Raw genomic sequence first — 15611 nt, 5'->3', positions numbered from 1 at the left:
TGGGCGACATGGATGCCGAGCTGTTCCCACGGGAGCGCACGGAGGTTGCGCCCGGCGCGGTGCACGTACCCGGCTGGCTGGCCGCAGACGCCCAGCGGGAGCTGCTGGACGCCTGTCGCGCGTGGGCGCGCCCACCTGCCGGCCTGCGCACGGTGCACACACCCGGCGGCGGCACGATGACCGCCAGGCAGGTCTGCCTGGGCTGGCACTGGTACCCGTACGGCTACGCCCGCACGGTCGTCGACGGCGACGGCGCCCCCGTGAAGCCGTTCCCGGCCTGGCTGGGCGAAGTCGGCCGACGCGCGGTGCTGGAGACACTCGGCGAACCGGCGGCACCGTACGACATCGCACTGATCAACTTCTACGACGCCGAGGCCCGCATGGGTATGCATCGCGACAGCGACGAGAAGTCCGACGCACCGGTGGTCTCCCTGAGCCTGGGCGACACCTGCGTCTTCCGCTTCGGCAACACCGAGACCCGTACCAAGCCCTACACGGATGTCGAGCTGCGCAGCGGAGATCTGTTCGTGTTCGGCGGACCGTCCAGGCTCGCCCACCACGGGGTGCCGCGCGTGTATGCGGGCAGTGCGCCTCCGGAGTTGGGGCTGACAGGACGGCTGAACATCACACTTCGGGTCAGCGGCCTGTAGCCCGGCGTAACTGCGGATCATGGGAGACTCGCCCTCATGAGCGGCAAGGCGGACCCCCGGCCGACGGGGGAAGGGACCACCTCGAGAACGCGGTTGGACCGGGGGCGCGGCGCGCTCGGGCCCGCGTTGGAGCTCGTGCACACCGGGCGCGCGCCCACGAGGGCGGTGCTCACCGCCGAGCTCGGCGTCACGCGGGCCACGGCCGGCGCGGTCGCCGCCGAACTGGAGGCCCTCGGGCTGATCCGGGTCGACGCCCGGCCCGCCGCGGCGGCCGGCTCGCAGGGCAGGCCCTCGCACCGGCTCTCGGTCGCCGAGGACGGCCCGGTCGTCCTCGCCGCACAGGTGCACGCCGACGGGTTCCGGGCGGCGCTGGTCGGCCTGGGCGGCCGCATCGTCGCCACCGCTCCCGGCTGCGAGACCGTCGACGCCGACCCGGCGAAGGTCCTCGGCTCGGTCGTGGAGGCGGGCGCCGAGCTGCTGCGCTCGACGGGTCGGCGCTGCGTCGGCGCCGGACTCGCCGTACCGTCCGCGGTCGCCGAACCGGACGGACTCGCCCTCAACCCCCTGCACCTGGCCTGGCCGGCGGGTGCGCCGGTCCGCCGCATCTTCGCGGAGTGCGTGCGCGAGGCGGGCATCACCGGCCCCGCCTTCGCGGGCAACGACGTCAACCTCGCCGCCCTCGCCGAGCACCGGCACGGCGCGGGCCGCGGCGCCCGCGACCTGCTGTGCGTGGCCACGGGGCACCGGGGCGTGGGCGGCGCGCTGGTCCTGGACGGCCGCCTGCACACGGGCAGTTCGGGCCTGGCCCTGGAGGTCGGCCATCTCACCGTCAACCCCGAGGGCCGCCCCTGCCACTGCGGCAGCCGCGGCTGCCTCGACGTCGAGGCCGACCCACTGGCCCTGCTCACGGCGGCCGGCCGCGACCCCGGCCCCGAGGTCAACCTCCTCCAGCAGGCCAACGACCTGATCCGCCACCACTACGGCGACCCCGCCATCCGCACGGCCGCCGACGCCCTCATCGACCGTCTCGGCCTCGGCCTCGCGGGCCTGGTCAACATCCTCAACCCCGACCGCATCATCCTCGGCGGCCTCCACCGCACCCTCCTGGACGCCGACCCCGAACGCCTGCGCGCCGTCGTCGCCGACCGCAGCCTGTGGGGCCAGAGCGGCGGCGTCCCCATCCTGGCCTGCACCCTCGACCACAACAGCCTGGTCGGCGCCGCCGAGCTGGCGTGGCAGCCGGTACTGGACGATCCGCTGGGGGCCCTCACCCACTGAGACCGCCGACGCCTTTGGCCAGCCCGTCCGCCAGGGGCTCGAGCACGTGCGGTGTCCGGCGCCTAATGGTGCGCGCACGGCTTATGTGGACCTGTACACCCGTGCCCTGTCTCACCCTCCCACCCCGTTTACGCTCCTGAGGGCTTTGCCTCAGCTCCTTCCACGACGCGCGTGCAACTTGCGGACAAGGAGCGGGAGTTCATCGAGCCGCTTTTTCCGATCCGGCGAGTACGGCCCGTACCCCGAACAGCTGAGGCCGGCCTCACCGTGAGAGACCGTAAGAGTTCGGTGCCCGGTGGGACCTCAGCTTGGGAACCCTGCAGAGTGCGTCCAGCGGCGGTCGGCTTCCCGCAAGATTGCGCAGCACTGGCAAGGTCGAAGTCGTGTTACCCCACGACCTGTCGGGCGGCGTTAGGCTCCGGAACATGCGGATCTCCGTTTCCTCGGACATGGACGAACCCGTGGCGCGCTCGCTCGTCGCGGAACTGGGCAGGCGCGGCCACGAGGTCGTGCCCCATGGGGCGCTGAGCCCGGGGGACGACCCCCAGTGGGCCGCGTGCTCGGAGGCCGCGGCCCGCGAGGTCGCCGCGGGGAGCGCCGACCAGGCGGTCGTGTGCTGCTGGACTGGCACGGGCGCGTCCATCGCCGCGAACAAGGTGCCCGGCGTACGGGCGGCCCTGTGCACCGACGCGTACACGGCGGACGGCGCCCGCCGCTGGAACGACGCCAACGTGCTGGCGCTCAGCCTGCGCCTGACGTCCGAGCCGCTGCTCAAGGAGATCCTCGACGCCTGGTTCGCGGCGCAGCCCAGCCGGGATGCCGAGGACCGGGAGAACGTGGAGCGCGTGGGACGGCTCGACAGTGGCAGGACCGCGGAGTGAGGACGCGCACCCGGCTCAGGACCCCGACGATCACCTCTTGCTTACTTCAATAAAGGCGCTTTAGTTTAGTCAGCATGATGTTGACCCAGCGGGAGCGCGAGATCATCGCGCTGCTGCGCCGCGACCCCCTGGCCGGGCCGCAGGCGATCGCCGACGCCCTCGGCAGCACCCGGGCAGCGGTGAACGTGCACCTGTCCAACCTGGGCAAGAAGGGCGCCATCCTCGGCCGCGGCTACATCCTCCGCGAGGAGAACGCCGTCGTGGTCGTCGGCGGGGCCAACGTCGACGTGAAGGTACGCAGCCTTGCGCCTGTACGGCAGCGGACGAGCAACCCGGGGCGCGCCGGCACCACCGCGGGCGGCGTGGGCCGCAACATCGCGGAGAACCTGGCGCGGCTGGGCACCCCGACCCATCTCATCGCCGCCGTCGGCCGGGACGCGGCGGGCGAGCGCCTCCTCGCCGACACCGCGGCGGCGGGGGTGCGCCTCGACCACGTGCACCGCAGCGCCCACCCGACGGGGACATACACGGCGGTCCTCGACGCCGACGGGGACCTGGTCGTGGCGGTCGCCGACATGGCGGCCACGGAAGCTCTTGCTCCCGAGGACCTGCACCCGGCCCGCGAGCTGATCGCCCACGCCGACATGCTGGTCCTGGACGGCAATCTGCCCGCCGAGGTGCTGGCCCACGCGATGGACGTCGCGCAGCCCGCGGCCGTACCGGTGGTGATCGACCCGGTCAGCGCCCCCAAGGCCGCCCTGCTCGGGCCACTGCTCACCGCCCGGCGTCCCGTCTTCGCCCTCACTCCGAACCTCGACGAACTGCGGGCTCTGCTCGGCCGGCCCGTCGGCGACAGCGAGGCCGAGGTGACGGCCGCCGCCGACACGCTGCACGCGCGCGGGGTGCGCCATGTGTGGGTACGGCTGGGCGCGCGCGGCAGCGTGCTGAGCACCATGGGCGTTGGGGCGGCCTTCCTGCCCGCGCCGCCCGCCGAGGTCGCCGACGTCACCGGCGCCGGGGACGCGATGCTCGCCGCGTTCGTCCACGCCCTGCTGGCCGGCGGCGACCCCGTGGACGCCGCCCGCTACGGACACGCGGCCGCGGCCCTGACGGTGCAGAGCCCGGCGACGGTACGCCCCGACCTGACCCCGCGTCTGATCGAGGACGCGCTGACCGACCCGACCGAACCGAACGAGCTGAACGACCCGATGCGGAGCCAGAGATGACCACGCCCACCCCCGCCCCGACTCCGGCGACCCCCGTCCCGCACCCGCGTCTGGTGCTGACCGACGAGGTCCGCGAGGCGCTGCGCGACGGGCGTCCCGTCGTGGCGCTGGAGTCGACGATCATCAGCCACGGCATGCCGTACCCGCAGAACGTGCAGATGGCCGTGGAGGTCGAGCAGATCATCCGCGACGGCGGCGCCGTCCCCGCGACGATCGCCGTTCTGCACGGGCGGCCCCACATCGGGCTGACCCAGGCGGACCTGGAGCTCCTCGCGACCGCGCCGGACGTCACCAAGGCCAGCGTCCGCGACCTCGCGTACGTCATCGCGCGCGGCGCACATGGCGCGACGACGGTCGCCGCGACCATGCGGCTGGCCGCGCTCGCCGGTATCCGTACGTTCGTCACCGGAGGCATCGGCGGGGTGCACCGCGGTGCACCGACGACGTTCGACATCAGCGCGGACCTGACCGAACTGGCCGCGACCGCCGTCGCGGTGATCAGCGCGGGCGTCAAGAGCATCCTCGACATCGGCCTGACCCTGGAGACCCTGGAGACCCTGGGCGTGCCCGTCCTGACCTACGGCACGGACGAGTTCCCGGCGTTCTACTCGCGCCGCAGCGGCTTCACCTCGCCCATGCGCGTGGACTCGCCCGCCGAGATCGCCGCCGTCATGCACGCCCGCTGGGACCTCGGCATCCCCGGCGGCCTCAGCATCGCCAACCCCGTACCCGAGGACGAGGAGGTCCCGGCCGAGCGCATGGACGGCGTCATCGCCCAGGCCCTGGCCGAGATGGACAAGGCCGGCATCACCGGCAAGGACACCACCCCTTACCTCCTCGGCCGGATCGTCGAGCTCACCGGCGGCGAGAGCCTGCGCACCAACATCGCCCTGGTCAAGAACAACGCCCGGCTCGGCGCGCGCATCGCCGTCGAGTACGCCAAGCTCGGCTGAGACCCCCGCGGCGGCTCACAGCCTCCACAGCGCAGCCACCAACGTCCGCCGCAGATCCGTCTGCCGTACGCACGCCCGAGCGGGAGCGGCTCCGGCGGCGGATCCGCGGGAACCACCGCCAGCCGGTCGTGCACGGCACTGTGCTCCAGTACGAGCCGGGGGACGCGCCGGTGCCGCAGCCCAGGGCGACGACCAGCGTCAACAGCCCTTCGTGACCGTCCGGTTCGCAGGCCACCTCCGGTCGCGAGTCGGCCTACGAGCAGATCGCCCACCCGGCACCGAACGCCCGGCGGACAAAGCCCTGTTGGCGGCCTTTGACACCCATCCGGTGCACGAGACCCTGGCCGCGGCGGCGAAACTACGGTCGTCCGTGGACATCTCCGTGTCCTGGCCGAATGAGCCCGATGTCTGGGCGACTCCCTCAAGGCCGGCTCGACCTGGCACGACACGACTGCCGGACCGTCGAGGGCGTTGTCATCCGCCGCCGGGCCGCTGCAGGACCAGCGGCCCGGTCACCCGATCCCTGAACGCGTACGACCGCTGATCCGGCGCGGGCCGGTGCGGTGGCTCCGGCGGTCGATGGTCAATGCTTTTCGCGTCGGCTGCGGATGCTCAGCGCGATGACGGAGACGAGGAACCAGAAGGCACCGAAGGCTGAGTAGCCGGCGACGGAGGACAGGCTGCTCGTCGCCGAGGCGGACATGGCAGCGAAGGAGGCACCGGCGAGGACGGACAGCCCGCCGCTGATGGCCATGGGCCACTGGGCACCGACGGTGCGTCGGCGCCGGATCGCCACGACGAGCTGGATCGCTCCGGAAACGAGGGCCCAGATGCCGAACACGAGCAGGGCCGTCCCGACGGTGGAGAAGACGGCGACGATCATCGCGGCGGCGGTGGCGACGCCGACAGCCATGTTGGCGGTACTGACGCGGTCCGTGGAGCCGCTGCGGGCCGTGCGACGCTCCAGGAGCGTGGCGACGACGTCCCACAGGGGGTAGACGACCAGCAGTACGGCCGCGATCGCCGTGGGCCTGTCCGTCGACACGAGCGAGGTGGAGGTCGTGACGACGAGTGCCACCCAGATCAGGGAGAAGGCGACTCGGATCAGGTAGAGCGATCGGAGCCCGGAGGGCGTCGTCGGGGTCGTGGTCGTACTCGACGTCACGGTGGTCTGAGTCATCGGGTGTCCCGTTCGGTGATGGTGATGGTGTGAGACGGTCGCCTCGATGAGGAGTCTCAGCGGCCTCGGGAAAGACCGCGTACTTCGAACGAAGTAGTTCTGCCATCCACCTCGAATCGAACGAGTTCTGCCGACTCCGTCGGCCGGACCGGGCTCGCCCTCTACATCATTCGAAGTACACGGCCGCAGCACCTGTGCACGAGAATCGGGCCATGGGCAAGGCGCAGAACAATCACGACGGTCCCCTGGCACCCCTGTGGGTCCGCCGCCCCGAGGTGCTGCACCTCGTCGCCTATTCGGTGGCCGCGCTGGTGTTCACCGGCCAGATCGTGGCAGTGATCCTGCGAGGGTCGGACTGGCCGACGGCCCTCTCCGTGCTCCTGGCCGGTGGCGGGGTCGCCCTCTCATGGTGGCGGCCGTGGGCAGGACTGGTCGTGGCGAGCGCGGCGTCCTTCGCCGTCACAGCGGTGGGCCAGGACCCCCTGTCGGTGTGGATGATCGCGGTGCTCGTGCTGTTCTCGGTCACCCTCAGGGGAAAACAGCCGCTGGTCGGAACCGGCATCGTGGCGGCGTTCTTCCTCGGGGCGTTCATGACGCTGGGAGGATTCCGCGGCGGCGCGATCGTGGGAGCCGCCGCACTCTTCTCAGCCGTGGCGGGAGGTGCGACAGGGGCCGCGCTGCGCATCCATCGAGAGCACTGGCGCACTCTGGAGGAACGGGCGGAGAGCGCCATCGCCACCCGCGAGATCGAAGCCACCCGACGGGTGACCGAGGAACGACTCCGCATCGCCCGGGACCTCCACGACGTCCTCGGCCACCAGGTCGCGATGCTGAGCATGCACCTCGGTGCCGCGGAGATCGGGCTGCCCGAAGACGCGGAGTCCGCCCGGCAGGCTCTCGTGTCAGCCAGGTCCAGCGCCCGCACCGTCGTCGTCGAGACGCAACGGATCCTCACGCTCCTGCGCCTCCAAGACGTGGTCTCCGACGACGAGGCGCTCCGGCCGACCCCGGCGCTCAGTGGCCTGGAAACTCTTGTCGCCTCCTTCGAGAGCATCGGCCTCGACGTCCGGCCCTCCATCGACCTCCCCGCCGGCTTTGTGGAACCCAGCGTCGGCGTGACGGTCTACCGGGTCGTTCAGGAAGCACTCACGAATGCCTACCGGCATGGAGAGGGGGCGGCGACGGTGGACGTGCGCGAGCGCGACGGCAGGATCTGCGTCACCGTCGAGAACCGCGTCGGTCACTCACTGCGCGGATCCGGCGCGGGCAGCGGACTCGGACTCGTGGGGATGCGTGAACGTGTCGAGTCCTCCAGCGGGCGACTGACGATCGACAGTGACGATGGGCGATTCCGGGTCCATGCGGAATTCAGCCCTCTGGGAGCCGCCGTATGACCACGCGGATTCTGATCGTCGACGACCAGGCCGAGATCAGGGCCGGGATCCGGGCGATGCTTCGGCTCGACCCGAGTCTCGTGGTCGTGGCTGATCTCTCCGATGGACTCCAGGTCGTCCCCTACCTGCGGGACCACCACGTCGACCTCGTCCTGATGGACATCCGTATGCCAGGCATCGACGGTGTCGAAGCCACCCGCCGGATCCGCAAAGAGCACCCACCCGAAGAGATGCGGGTGATCGTGCTGACCACTTTTGACCAGGACGACATCGTTCTCGCCGCCCTTCGCGCGGGGGCCAACGGTTTCCTCAGCAAGACCGTGAGCCCTGCTGAACTCGTCGCCGGAATCACCGAGGTCGTCGGCGGTGGCGGTGCGCTGTCGGCCGCCGCGACGGCCGCGCTCATCGGTCACATGACCCACAGTCCGCCCCCGGTGATCGACCAGGAACTGCTGCGCCGCTTCGCCGCTCTGACGCCCAGGGAGCGGGACGTGGTCGTCCTCGTCGCGAGCGGTCTCGGCAACGACGAGATCGCGGCCCAGATGTCCGTGTCGCCGTTCACCGTGAAGACCCATGCGGTGCGGGCCATGACGAAGGTCGGCGCACGTGATCGAGCCCAACTCGTCTCGTTCACCTTTCGCGCCGGCCTCTACCCCTGAGCCTGCCGGGCTGAACGCCGCGCCTGCCGAGCAGGGCCTGCGCCATGGCAGGGCGGACGAGCTCTTCCTGAGGGCGACAGCGCCCCAGGGACGTTGTCAGTGGTGCCGATTAGCCTGCACCCATGATCGAGACGACCGGCGACGACCGCCGACTTCCGCCCGCCCTGGCCGCCGTGGCCGGGGTGGAGTTCGACTACGACGACGGCGAGGGCATCGACTTCGAGCCCTATGACGCATTCGACTCCGCGGAGGAGACCACCGACTGGATCCGCCACTGGACCGGCAACCACGAACTGGACGGCGACGCCTACCGGGTCTTCGGACAGGACGGCACCGGAGGCCTCGCCGCCCTCTGGTGCGCGCGGCCCGGGCGGCCCCTCGCCGAACAGCCCGTGGTGTTCCTGGGGTCGGAGGGGGAGCGGGGCGTCATCGCCGGCAACCTCTCCGACTTCCTGTGGGTGCTGGCCGACGGACTGGGCCCGATGGAGGTCATCGAGTACGAGCAGCGCGAGGCCCGCCCGAACCCGACGCTGGCCGAACTCGCCGAGCGGCATGCCACCACCCCGCGCCGGACCGCCCGGGAGATCGTCGCCGAGGCGCAGGCCGAGTTCCCGGCCTTCTGTGAGGACCTGGACGAGCTCTGCCGTTGATGCGGCCGGTCAGGAACAGGCCGCGTCCAGGTACTGCGCCACCCCGTGACCGAGCGACCAGTCGGCCGGCCCGTTCTCGGTCACGGTGACGAAGACATTCCGCGGCTCGGTGCCCGCGTGGACCTGCGCGAGTTCGGCGATCCGCCGGTACAACGCCTGTTTCTGAGCAGCGGTGCGGCCGGAGCGCATCGTGATCGCGACATAGACGATGCCGTCGTCGCGCTGCACGCCGAGGTAACTGCCGTACCGCCGCAGTGCGCTGTTGGCGCCGTCGTGCCCGGTCAGGATCTGGAAGTGGTCGTCGGCGGGGATGCCGAGCGTCTCCACCAACGCCTCGTGCACGGCTCTGCCCAGCGCGTCCAGGCGTGCCGGATCGGTTCCCAGTGCGTCGATACGGACCAAGGGCATGGGCGGCGGTCCTCCGTTCCGCTCAGCGCCACTCGACGGCGAACGCCCGGGCGGGGTTCTCCGTGAGGACGCGGTTGATCAGTTCCTCGCCCAGCTCGCGCGCGAGACGTGGCCGGATCCTGCGCAGCAGATACGGCATCCCCGGACCGCCGTCGACCGACCGCGCCCCGGCGACCACGGTGTCCCCGCCGAGCAGCAGCCGGTGCCCGAAACCCGCCTCGGCGAGGGCCCGCACCGCGTCCGGCATGCGCCAGTCGGTGGCGTGGTGGGCACGGGAGGGGCCGTCGAACGCCAGCCAGCAGCCCGCCTCCGCGGCCTGCCGCTGGACCACGAGGTCGGGGGAGCGGTTGAGGTGGCCGAGTATCACACGCTCCGGCGGCACGCCCAACTCGCCGCACAGCAGGTCCAGTACGTCGAGTGCGCCCGTGCCCAGCTCCAGGTGGACGGTGATCGGCGCCCCCGTGGCGTGGTGGGCCTGGGCCGCCGCGGTCATGGTCCAGCGGGCGTGCGCGTCGAGGGTGTGGAAGCCGCCGGCCACCTTGACGAGGCCGGCGCGGACACCCGATGTGCCGATGCCTTCGGTGAGTTCGGAGACGAACACGTCGGCGAGCTTTCCGCGCAGCTCGTCGAGCAACTCAGGCGTGTAGTGGGCGGCCTGGTGCAGTCCGGTCGCGCAGACCACGTGCACACCGGCCGCTCGGGACAGCAAGGGCAGATCGGCGGCCCGGCGCCCCATCCCCCAAGGCGTCCACTGGACGACGCTCGCCCCGCCCGCCGCCCGGAACGCCTCCAACTCGGCCCGCGCGGCAGTGGCGTCGTTCAGTTCCTGGCCGGGCAATTGCGCGCTGCGGAGGAAGAGATGGTCGTGCGCGTCGCACACGCCCAGGTCCTCGGGCCGCACGTCCCCCAGCACCGTACGGACACTGCTCACCACTGCCGCCCGCGCGGCGACTTCTCACGTCCCGGCGCCGACATGTGCAGCACCTCGAACACATCGCCTTCGGCCTTCGGCGTGTCGTGTTCCCACAGCGAGAAGTGGACGAGCTCCCAGCGGCTGGAGTCCACGGCCGCCGCAGCGAGCACCGCGCCGTCCGCACCGGCCAGCCGCACGGTCTCCTGCGCCGCGTCCGCCATGAGGTCGGCCAACACCACGCCCTCGGGCACCGGTTGACGCCGCCGTACCGCGAACCGCGCCGGTGAGCCGGGGGCGCCGCCCTCCTCGTACGCCAGGCCGGTCCACTGCCGCACCGACGGTCGCCCGAAGTCGTTGCTGAGCCCCTGGAAGGCGCCGCCCCACAGGAAGGTGTTCATGCCCTCGACGGTGTTCCACAGGTAGAACGGCGCGTACTGGTTGACCGGCGAGCCGTTCACCCCGCGCTCCCGCAGGAGATACGTCTTGAAGCCGAGGCCCTCCCAGTCGTCCAGCAGATGCCCGATGCGGGCGACACGGCTCCGGATGATGCCCGTGTCGTAGTCGGCGGGCAGTGTCAACTCGTACTGCATGGCGTGCATCGGATGCCTCCTCAGGCCTAAGAGCCGTTCGCGGGGTAGTCCTCGGGGCCGACGTGCGCATCCCACTCCGTGGTGGTGCCGTCCTCGGCGGCCTCGACGACCGCGAGATGCGTCATGAAGGTGCGCGGCCCGGCGCCGTGCCAGTGCCATTCGTCCGGTTCGATCCACACCGTGTCGCCCGCGCGGATCAACTCCGGTGCGGTGCCCTTGCGTTGCACGAGGCCCTCGCCGTCCAGGACGTGCAGCACCTGACCGTGCGGGTGGCGGTGCCAGGCGGTGTGGGCGCCGGGCGCGAAGTGGACGTTGAACATGCGCAGCCGGGACGGGGCCGCGGGCGCGGCTATCTCGTCGAGCCATACCGAGCCGGTGAAGTTCTCCGCCGGGCCCTGCCGGGTCTCGGGGCGCTTCCTGGTGATGTGCACAGACCTGAACTCCTAACGCGGGGCGAGAAGGGAGAGCAGCCCTCGGACGCCGGCGTCGAAGGCGGCGGGGGAGCCGGAGGCGCGGGCGAGGACATAGCCGCCCTGGACGGTCGCGAGGACGGTCGCGGCGATCTCCTCGCCGTCCAGCGAGGGCGCGAACTGGCCCTGCTCCTTGCCCTCTTCGACGATCCCGGCGATCAGCTCACGGATGGCGTCGAGCGTGTCGTCGACCGGTGCGCGCAGCTCGTCGCTGGCGACGACGTCCGGATCCATCGTCAGCCGCCCGACGGGGCAGCCGCGCAGCACGTCACGCTCGCGCAGCAGATACGCCTCGATGCGCTCGTACGGCGTTCCCGGTCCGCCGAGTACTCCCTCGGCGGTAGCCCGCAACTCCTCGGCCGTCCGCCGGATCGCCGCCAGTGCGAGATCCGGCTTGCCCTTGAAGTGGTGGTACATGCTGCCCTGTCCGGCACCCGAGCGCTCCAGGATCGCCTTGGGGCTGGTGCCCACGTAACCGCGCTCCCACAGCAGCTCACGGGTGGACTCGATGAGGCGGTCCGGGGTGCTCTCCGAGGTGCTCATGCGCTGACTGTACATACTAGTAGTTACAGAAGTCGAGCCCTTTTGGGAGCAGCGAACACGACCCCGCGTACTCCCCGGGAGGTACATGCACTGCCGCTGGCCGTACGACGACCGGGACCCCTCCACGGCGGGAGTCTCGAACCATCACCACCAGACGCACCGCAGACCCACCCAGGAGATGACCCGAGATGCAGACCCTCGCAGACTGGAACGGCGGCCCCGGCCCGTGGATCCTCTTCTTCCCACTGATCTGGGCGGCCGTCGTGATCGGCGTCGTGACCGTCCTGCGCCGCACCGTGTGGCGCGGCCGCGGCGGCCCGTGGCGGGCCATGGGGGACGCCCGTCCCTCCGGCGACTCACCCCTTGCCGTGCTCGGGCGCCGCTTCGCCTCCGGCGAGATCGACGAGGACGAGTACTGGCGCCGACTGTCCGTGCTGGACGAGCAGTTCGGCCGTACCAAGGGCGGTGCGGCGTGACGACCACGACCGCCATCCGGACGGCCGCCCGGGTCGTCGACGCCGTGAAGGTGTACGGCCGCGGCGACACCGAGGTGAGGGCCCTGGACGGGGTGAGCGTCGACTTCCCGGTCGGCCGCTTCACCGCGATCATGGGGCCCTCGGGCTCCGGAAAGTCCACCCTCATGCACTGCGCGGCCGGCCTCGACACGCTCAGTTCAGGCACCGCGTACATCGGTGACACCGAACTCGGCGGCCTCGACGACCGCCGACTGACCCTGCTGCGCCGCGACCGCGTCGGCTTCGTCTTCCAAGCGTTCAATCTGGTGCCCACCCTGAGCGTCGCGGAGAACATCACGCTGCCGCTGGACCTCTCCGGCGGCAAGGGCGACCCGGAGTGGATCGAGGCGCTGATCGACGTCGTCGGCCTGCGCGACCGCCTCCACCACCGGCCCGCCGAACTCTCCGGCGGGCAACAGCAACGCGTCGCCGTGGCACGGGCGTTCGCCGGGCAGCCCGACGTCGTCTTCGCCGACGAGCCCACCGGCAACCTGGACTCCCGCTCCGGCGGGGAAGTCCTCGGCCTGCTCGGCCGCGCCGTGCGCCAGACCTCACGCACCGTCGTCATGGTCACCCACGACCCGGTCGCCGCCGCCCACGCCGACGAGGTCGTCTTCCTCGCCGACGGACGCCTGGTCGACCGCATGGAAACCCCGACCGCCGACAAGGTCCTGGACCGCATGAAAGCCTTCGAGGTGCCCTCATGAACGCCGCCGTACGCCTGAGCGCGTCCTTCCTGCGCGCCCACAAGCGGCGCTTCGCCGGCACCTTCCTCGCCGTGTTCCTCGGCGTCGCCTTCCTGGCCGGCACCCTCGTCATGGGCGACACGCTGCGCGCCGGCTTCGACTCGATGTTCGGCAACGCGACCAGCGGCACGGACGCCGTGGTGCGCAGCGCCGACACCATCACCACGCCCGGCGAGAGCCAGGGCGTGCGCCGACCAGTCGACACGGCCCTGGTGAACACCCTCGAACGGGTGCCCGGTGTCGCGGCCGCCGCACCCGACATCGAGGGCGCCGGCCAACTCGTCGGCAAGAACGGCAAGCCCATCGGCGGCCAGGGCCCGCCGACCCTCGCCGGCAACTGGATCACCGACGCCAAGCTGAACCCCTACCAGCTCGCCGTGGGCCGCGTCCCGCAGCACTCAGGCGAGGTCGTCGTCAACCGCGGCGCCGCGAAAAAGGGCAACCTGAAGATCGGCGACACCACCACTCTCCGAACCCCCGACCCGGTCAAGGTGACCATCGTCGGCCTGGCGACCTTCGGCGGCGAGGACGGCATGGCGCAGGTGACCTTCACCGGCATGACCCGCGCCGACGCCGAGAAGTACCTCACCGCCCGCCCCGGCGAGGCGGCGAGCATCAAGGTGCGGGCAGGCCCCGGCGTCAGCGAGAAGGAACTCGTCGACCGCCTGACCCCCGTACTTCCCAAGGGAGTCGAGGCCATCACCGGTCAGGCGTCGGCCCAGGAGAACACCGACATGATCTCCAGCCAGTTCCTGACCCTCTTCACCGCCTTCCTCCTCGTCTTCTCCGGCATCGCCCTCCTCGTCGCGACCTTCTCCATCCACAACACCTTCGCGATCGTCGTCGCCCAACGCACCCGTGAGAACGCCCTGTTGCGCGCCCTCGGCGCCTCCCGCCGCCAGGTCACCGCCATGACCCTGATCGAGGCCACCGCCGTCGCCGTGACCGCCTCGGCGGCGGGCCTGGCGGGCGGCATCGGCATCGCCGCCGGACTGCAGGCCCTGTTTCCGGCGATCGGATTCCCCTTCCCCGACAGCAACTTGGTCATCGGCGCCCTGTCCATGACGCTTCCGCTCGCGGTCGGCATCGTGGTCTGCCTGGGCTCCGCACTGCTGCCCGCCGCACGCGCCGGCCGCACCGCCCCGCTGGCCGCCCTGCGTGAGACGGCCGTCGACACCTCCGGCGCCTCCCGCACCCGCGCCGTCATCGGCATGGGCCTCGCCGCCCTCGCCGTCGCCACCACGCTCAGCGGGGTGCTGGTCTCACCGTCCCTCTGGATGGCGGGACTTGGTGCCGTACTGGCACTGGTGGCGTTCGTGGTCCTCGGCCCGGTCGCCTCGACCACGGCCGTACGGATCCTCGGCGGCCCGCTCGACACATTCCGCGGCGTCACGGGCGGCCTCGCCCGCCGCAACGCCCTGCGCAGCCCCAAGCGGACGGCCGCCACCGCCGGCGCCCTGATGATCGGCGTAGCCGTCGTCTCTCTCTTCACCGTGTTCGGGGCCTCGCTGAAGGCCACCATGGACCAGACCGTGTCCCGGTCCTTCGCCGGCGACGTCGCCGTCAGCACACCCTCCTTCGGCGCGGGCGGCAGCGGTCTGAGCCCGCGGCTCGCCGGCGCGATACAACAACTCCCCGAGGTCGACACGGCCGTGGGTCTGGGCCGCGGAGTGGCGAAGGTCGACGGCAAGGGACGCGCGTTGACCGTCACAGACCCCGTCACCCTGGAGCGCACCTTCGACCTCGGCACGGTCGACGGTTCACTCCGCGCCCTCGGCACCGACGGCATCGCCATCACCGGGGCGGAAGCCGAGAAGCAGCACCTCTCCACCGGCAGCCGGGCCCAACTCACCTTCACCGACAGCAAGAAGCAGACCTTCACCGTCCGAGCGGTCTACGGCCAGTCCGAACTCGCCGGTGACTACGTCATCACCCGCGCCGCCTGGGCCCCGCACCGCACCCAGGACTCCGACACCCTGGTCGCCGTCTCCTTCAAGGACGGCGTGAGCACGGATGCGGGCAAGGCCGCCGTGCAGAAGGTCGCCGACCGCTACGGCAACCCCGAGGTCCAGACCCGCAGCGAGTACGCGCAGTCCTCGGCCGGCGGCATCGACATGATGCTGACCCTCGTCTACGCCCTGCTCGCCCTCGCGGTCCTCATCGCGCTGCTCGGCATCGCCAACACCCTGACCCTGGCGATCCACGAACGCACCCGCGAACTGGGCCTGCTCAGGGCCGTCGGCCAGACCCGCCCCCAACTGCGGGCCATGGTCCGCTGGGAGTCGGTCCTGGTCGCCGCCTTCGGCACGGTCGGCGGCCTCGGCCTCGGAGCCTTCCTCGGCTGGGTCCTCGTCAAGGCCTCGGACGGCGCCGGCGACAGCACCTTCGCCTTCGCGATCCCGCCCATGCAGCTCGCGATCGTGGCCCTGGTGGGCCTCGCGGCAGGAGCCCTCGCGGGCCTGCGCCCGGCCCGGCGGGCAGCGCGCCTGGATGTGCTGCGGGCCATCGCCACCGAGTGACCGACGCCAAGCAACAACGCCGTCAGGCCACCGGCC

17 protein-coding genes and 1 pseudogene are annotated in these 15611 nt (G+C 71.5%); 11 read left to right on the top strand and 7 right to left on the bottom strand.

Annotated features, from left to right (window positions below):
- Positions 1-8: 8 nt before the first annotated feature.
- From ACWDAG_RS10760 to ACWDAG_RS10740, 5 genes are all read left to right on the top strand, one after another.
- Positions 9-650, top strand: a complete 642-nt coding sequence (locus tag ACWDAG_RS10760; RefSeq protein WP_450695243.1) for an alpha-ketoglutarate-dependent dioxygenase AlkB family protein — start codon at positions 9-11, stop codon at positions 648-650.
- 36 nt (positions 651-686) lie between these two features.
- Complete coding sequence (locus ACWDAG_RS10755; RefSeq protein ID WP_450695242.1) at positions 687-1928, top strand: ROK family protein; 1242 nt, start codon at positions 687-689, stop codon at positions 1926-1928.
- 425 nt (positions 1929-2353) lie between these two features.
- Positions 2354-2809 carry an RpiB/LacA/LacB family sugar-phosphate isomerase gene (locus tag ACWDAG_RS10750; RefSeq protein WP_450695241.1) on the top strand — a complete coding sequence of 152 codons (456 nt, stop codon included), beginning with the start codon at positions 2354-2356 and terminating at the stop codon, positions 2807-2809.
- 74 nt (positions 2810-2883) lie between these two features.
- Positions 2884-4035, top strand: coding sequence for a PfkB family carbohydrate kinase (locus ACWDAG_RS10745; protein ID WP_450695240.1), 1152 nt, complete (start codon positions 2884-2886; stop codon positions 4033-4035).
- Positions 4032-4988, top strand: a complete 957-nt coding sequence (locus ACWDAG_RS10740) for a pseudouridine-5'-phosphate glycosidase (protein WP_450695239.1) — start codon at positions 4032-4034, stop codon at positions 4986-4988. The genes ACWDAG_RS10745 and ACWDAG_RS10740 overlap by 4 nt, the downstream gene beginning before the upstream one ends.
- A gap of 15 nt (positions 4989-5003) precedes the next feature.
- Here the strand turns inward: ACWDAG_RS10740 and ACWDAG_RS10735 are convergent.
- A pseudogene (locus ACWDAG_RS10735) lies at positions 5004-5229 on the bottom strand (transcriptional regulator); the annotation flags it as partial.
- 342 nt (positions 5230-5571) lie between these two features.
- On the bottom strand, positions 5572-6168 hold the full coding sequence (locus tag ACWDAG_RS10730) for a DUF308 domain-containing protein (protein ID WP_450695238.1): 597 nt from the start codon (positions 6166-6168) through the stop codon (positions 5572-5574).
- A 212-nt stretch (positions 6169-6380) separates the two neighbouring features.
- Here ACWDAG_RS10730 and ACWDAG_RS10725 point away from each other — a divergent pair, with 212 nt between their 5' ends.
- From ACWDAG_RS10725 to ACWDAG_RS10715, 3 genes are all read left to right on the top strand, one after another.
- Positions 6381-7562 (top strand): sensor histidine kinase, encoded by a 1182-nt coding sequence (locus tag ACWDAG_RS10725; RefSeq protein WP_450695237.1) that lies wholly within the window; start codon positions 6381-6383, stop codon positions 7560-7562.
- A complete protein-coding gene (locus ACWDAG_RS10720; RefSeq protein WP_450695236.1) occupies positions 7559-8221 on the top strand; it encodes a response regulator transcription factor in 663 nt (220 codons plus the stop codon). Before ACWDAG_RS10725 ends, ACWDAG_RS10720 begins: the two co-directional genes overlap by 4 nt.
- Positions 8222-8343: 122 nt before the next feature.
- Entirely contained in the window at positions 8344-8871 is a 528-nt protein-coding gene (locus ACWDAG_RS10715) for an SMI1/KNR4 family protein (protein ID WP_450695235.1), read from the top strand.
- A gap of 9 nt (positions 8872-8880) precedes the next feature.
- Here ACWDAG_RS10715 and ACWDAG_RS10710 read toward each other — a convergent pair whose 3' ends face one another.
- From ACWDAG_RS10710 to ACWDAG_RS10690, 5 genes are read right to left on the bottom strand one after another with little or no spacing between them, the layout of a single operon-like run.
- On the bottom strand, positions 8881-9279 hold the full coding sequence (locus tag ACWDAG_RS10710) for a tautomerase family protein (protein WP_450695234.1): 399 nt from the start codon (positions 9277-9279) through the stop codon (positions 8881-8883).
- A gap of 22 nt (positions 9280-9301) precedes the next feature.
- Positions 9302-10210 (bottom strand): phosphotriesterase family protein, encoded by a 909-nt coding sequence (locus ACWDAG_RS10705; RefSeq protein ID WP_450695233.1) that lies wholly within the window; start codon positions 10208-10210, stop codon positions 9302-9304.
- Positions 10207-10791, bottom strand: coding sequence for a DUF4865 family protein (locus ACWDAG_RS10700; protein ID WP_450695232.1), 585 nt, complete (start codon positions 10789-10791; stop codon positions 10207-10209). The genes ACWDAG_RS10705 and ACWDAG_RS10700 overlap by 4 nt, the downstream gene beginning before the upstream one ends.
- A 17-nt stretch (positions 10792-10808) precedes the next feature.
- Entirely contained in the window at positions 10809-11213 is a 405-nt protein-coding gene (locus ACWDAG_RS10695) for a (R)-mandelonitrile lyase (protein ID WP_450695231.1), read from the bottom strand.
- Positions 11214-11225: 12 nt separating this feature from the next.
- On the bottom strand, positions 11226-11795 hold the full coding sequence (locus ACWDAG_RS10690) for a TetR/AcrR family transcriptional regulator (RefSeq protein ID WP_450695230.1): 570 nt from the start codon (positions 11793-11795) through the stop codon (positions 11226-11228).
- Between the two features lie 188 nt (positions 11796-11983).
- Between ACWDAG_RS10690 and ACWDAG_RS10685 the strand changes: the two genes are divergently transcribed.
- From ACWDAG_RS10685 to ACWDAG_RS10675, 3 genes are read left to right on the top strand one after another with little or no spacing between them, the layout of a single operon-like run.
- The gene (locus tag ACWDAG_RS10685; protein WP_450695229.1) at positions 11984-12271 is read left to right on the top strand and encodes an SHOCT domain-containing protein; all 288 of its coding nucleotides are present in this window, start codon (positions 11984-11986) and stop codon (positions 12269-12271) included.
- Complete coding sequence (locus tag ACWDAG_RS10680) at positions 12268-13017, top strand: ABC transporter ATP-binding protein (RefSeq protein WP_450695228.1); 750 nt, start codon at positions 12268-12270, stop codon at positions 13015-13017. Before ACWDAG_RS10685 ends, ACWDAG_RS10680 begins: the two co-directional genes overlap by 4 nt.
- On the top strand, positions 13014-15575 hold the full coding sequence (locus ACWDAG_RS10675; RefSeq protein WP_450695227.1) for an ABC transporter permease: 2562 nt from the start codon (positions 13014-13016) through the stop codon (positions 15573-15575). The genes ACWDAG_RS10680 and ACWDAG_RS10675 overlap by 4 nt, the downstream gene beginning before the upstream one ends.
- Positions 15576-15611: the final 36 nt, after the last annotated feature.

This window comes from Streptomyces sp. NPDC001157, assembly GCF_053598255.1.
This window is presented reverse-complemented; position numbering and strand designations above follow the sequence as displayed.

Bases quoted from the DNA above. Each gene is read 5' to 3' on its own strand.
- ACWDAG_RS10760 (WP_450695243.1), top strand. From the start codon at position 9: ATGGATGCCGAGCTGTTCCCACGGGAGCGCACGGAGGTTGCGCCCGGC.
- ACWDAG_RS10755 (WP_450695242.1), top strand. From the start codon at position 687: ATGAGCGGCAAGGCGGACCCCCGGCCGACGGGGGAAGGGACCACCTCG.
- ACWDAG_RS10750 (WP_450695241.1), top strand. From the start codon at position 2,354: ATGCGGATCTCCGTTTCCTCGGACATGGACGAACCCGTGGCGCGCTCG.
- ACWDAG_RS10745 (WP_450695240.1), top strand. From the start codon at position 2,884: ATGATGTTGACCCAGCGGGAGCGCGAGATCATCGCGCTGCTGCGCCGC.
- ACWDAG_RS10740 (WP_450695239.1), top strand. From the start codon at position 4,032: ATGACCACGCCCACCCCCGCCCCGACTCCGGCGACCCCCGTCCCGCAC.
- ACWDAG_RS10730 (WP_450695238.1), bottom strand. From the start codon at position 6,168: ATGACTCAGACCACCGTGACGTCGAGTACGACCACGACCCCGACGACG.
- ACWDAG_RS10725 (WP_450695237.1), top strand. From the start codon at position 6,381: ATGGGCAAGGCGCAGAACAATCACGACGGTCCCCTGGCACCCCTGTGG.
- ACWDAG_RS10720 (WP_450695236.1), top strand. From the start codon at position 7,559: ATGACCACGCGGATTCTGATCGTCGACGACCAGGCCGAGATCAGGGCC.
- ACWDAG_RS10715 (WP_450695235.1), top strand. From the start codon at position 8,344: ATGATCGAGACGACCGGCGACGACCGCCGACTTCCGCCCGCCCTGGCC.
- ACWDAG_RS10710 (WP_450695234.1), bottom strand. From the start codon at position 9,279: ATGCCCTTGGTCCGTATCGACGCACTGGGAACCGATCCGGCACGCCTG.
- ACWDAG_RS10700 (WP_450695232.1), bottom strand. From the start codon at position 10,791: ATGCACGCCATGCAGTACGAGTTGACACTGCCCGCCGACTACGACACG.
- ACWDAG_RS10690 (WP_450695230.1), bottom strand. From the start codon at position 11,795: ATGAGCACCTCGGAGAGCACCCCGGACCGCCTCATCGAGTCCACCCGT.
- ACWDAG_RS10685 (WP_450695229.1), top strand. From the start codon at position 11,984: ATGCAGACCCTCGCAGACTGGAACGGCGGCCCCGGCCCGTGGATCCTC.
- ACWDAG_RS10675 (WP_450695227.1), top strand. From the start codon at position 13,014: ATGAACGCCGCCGTACGCCTGAGCGCGTCCTTCCTGCGCGCCCACAAG.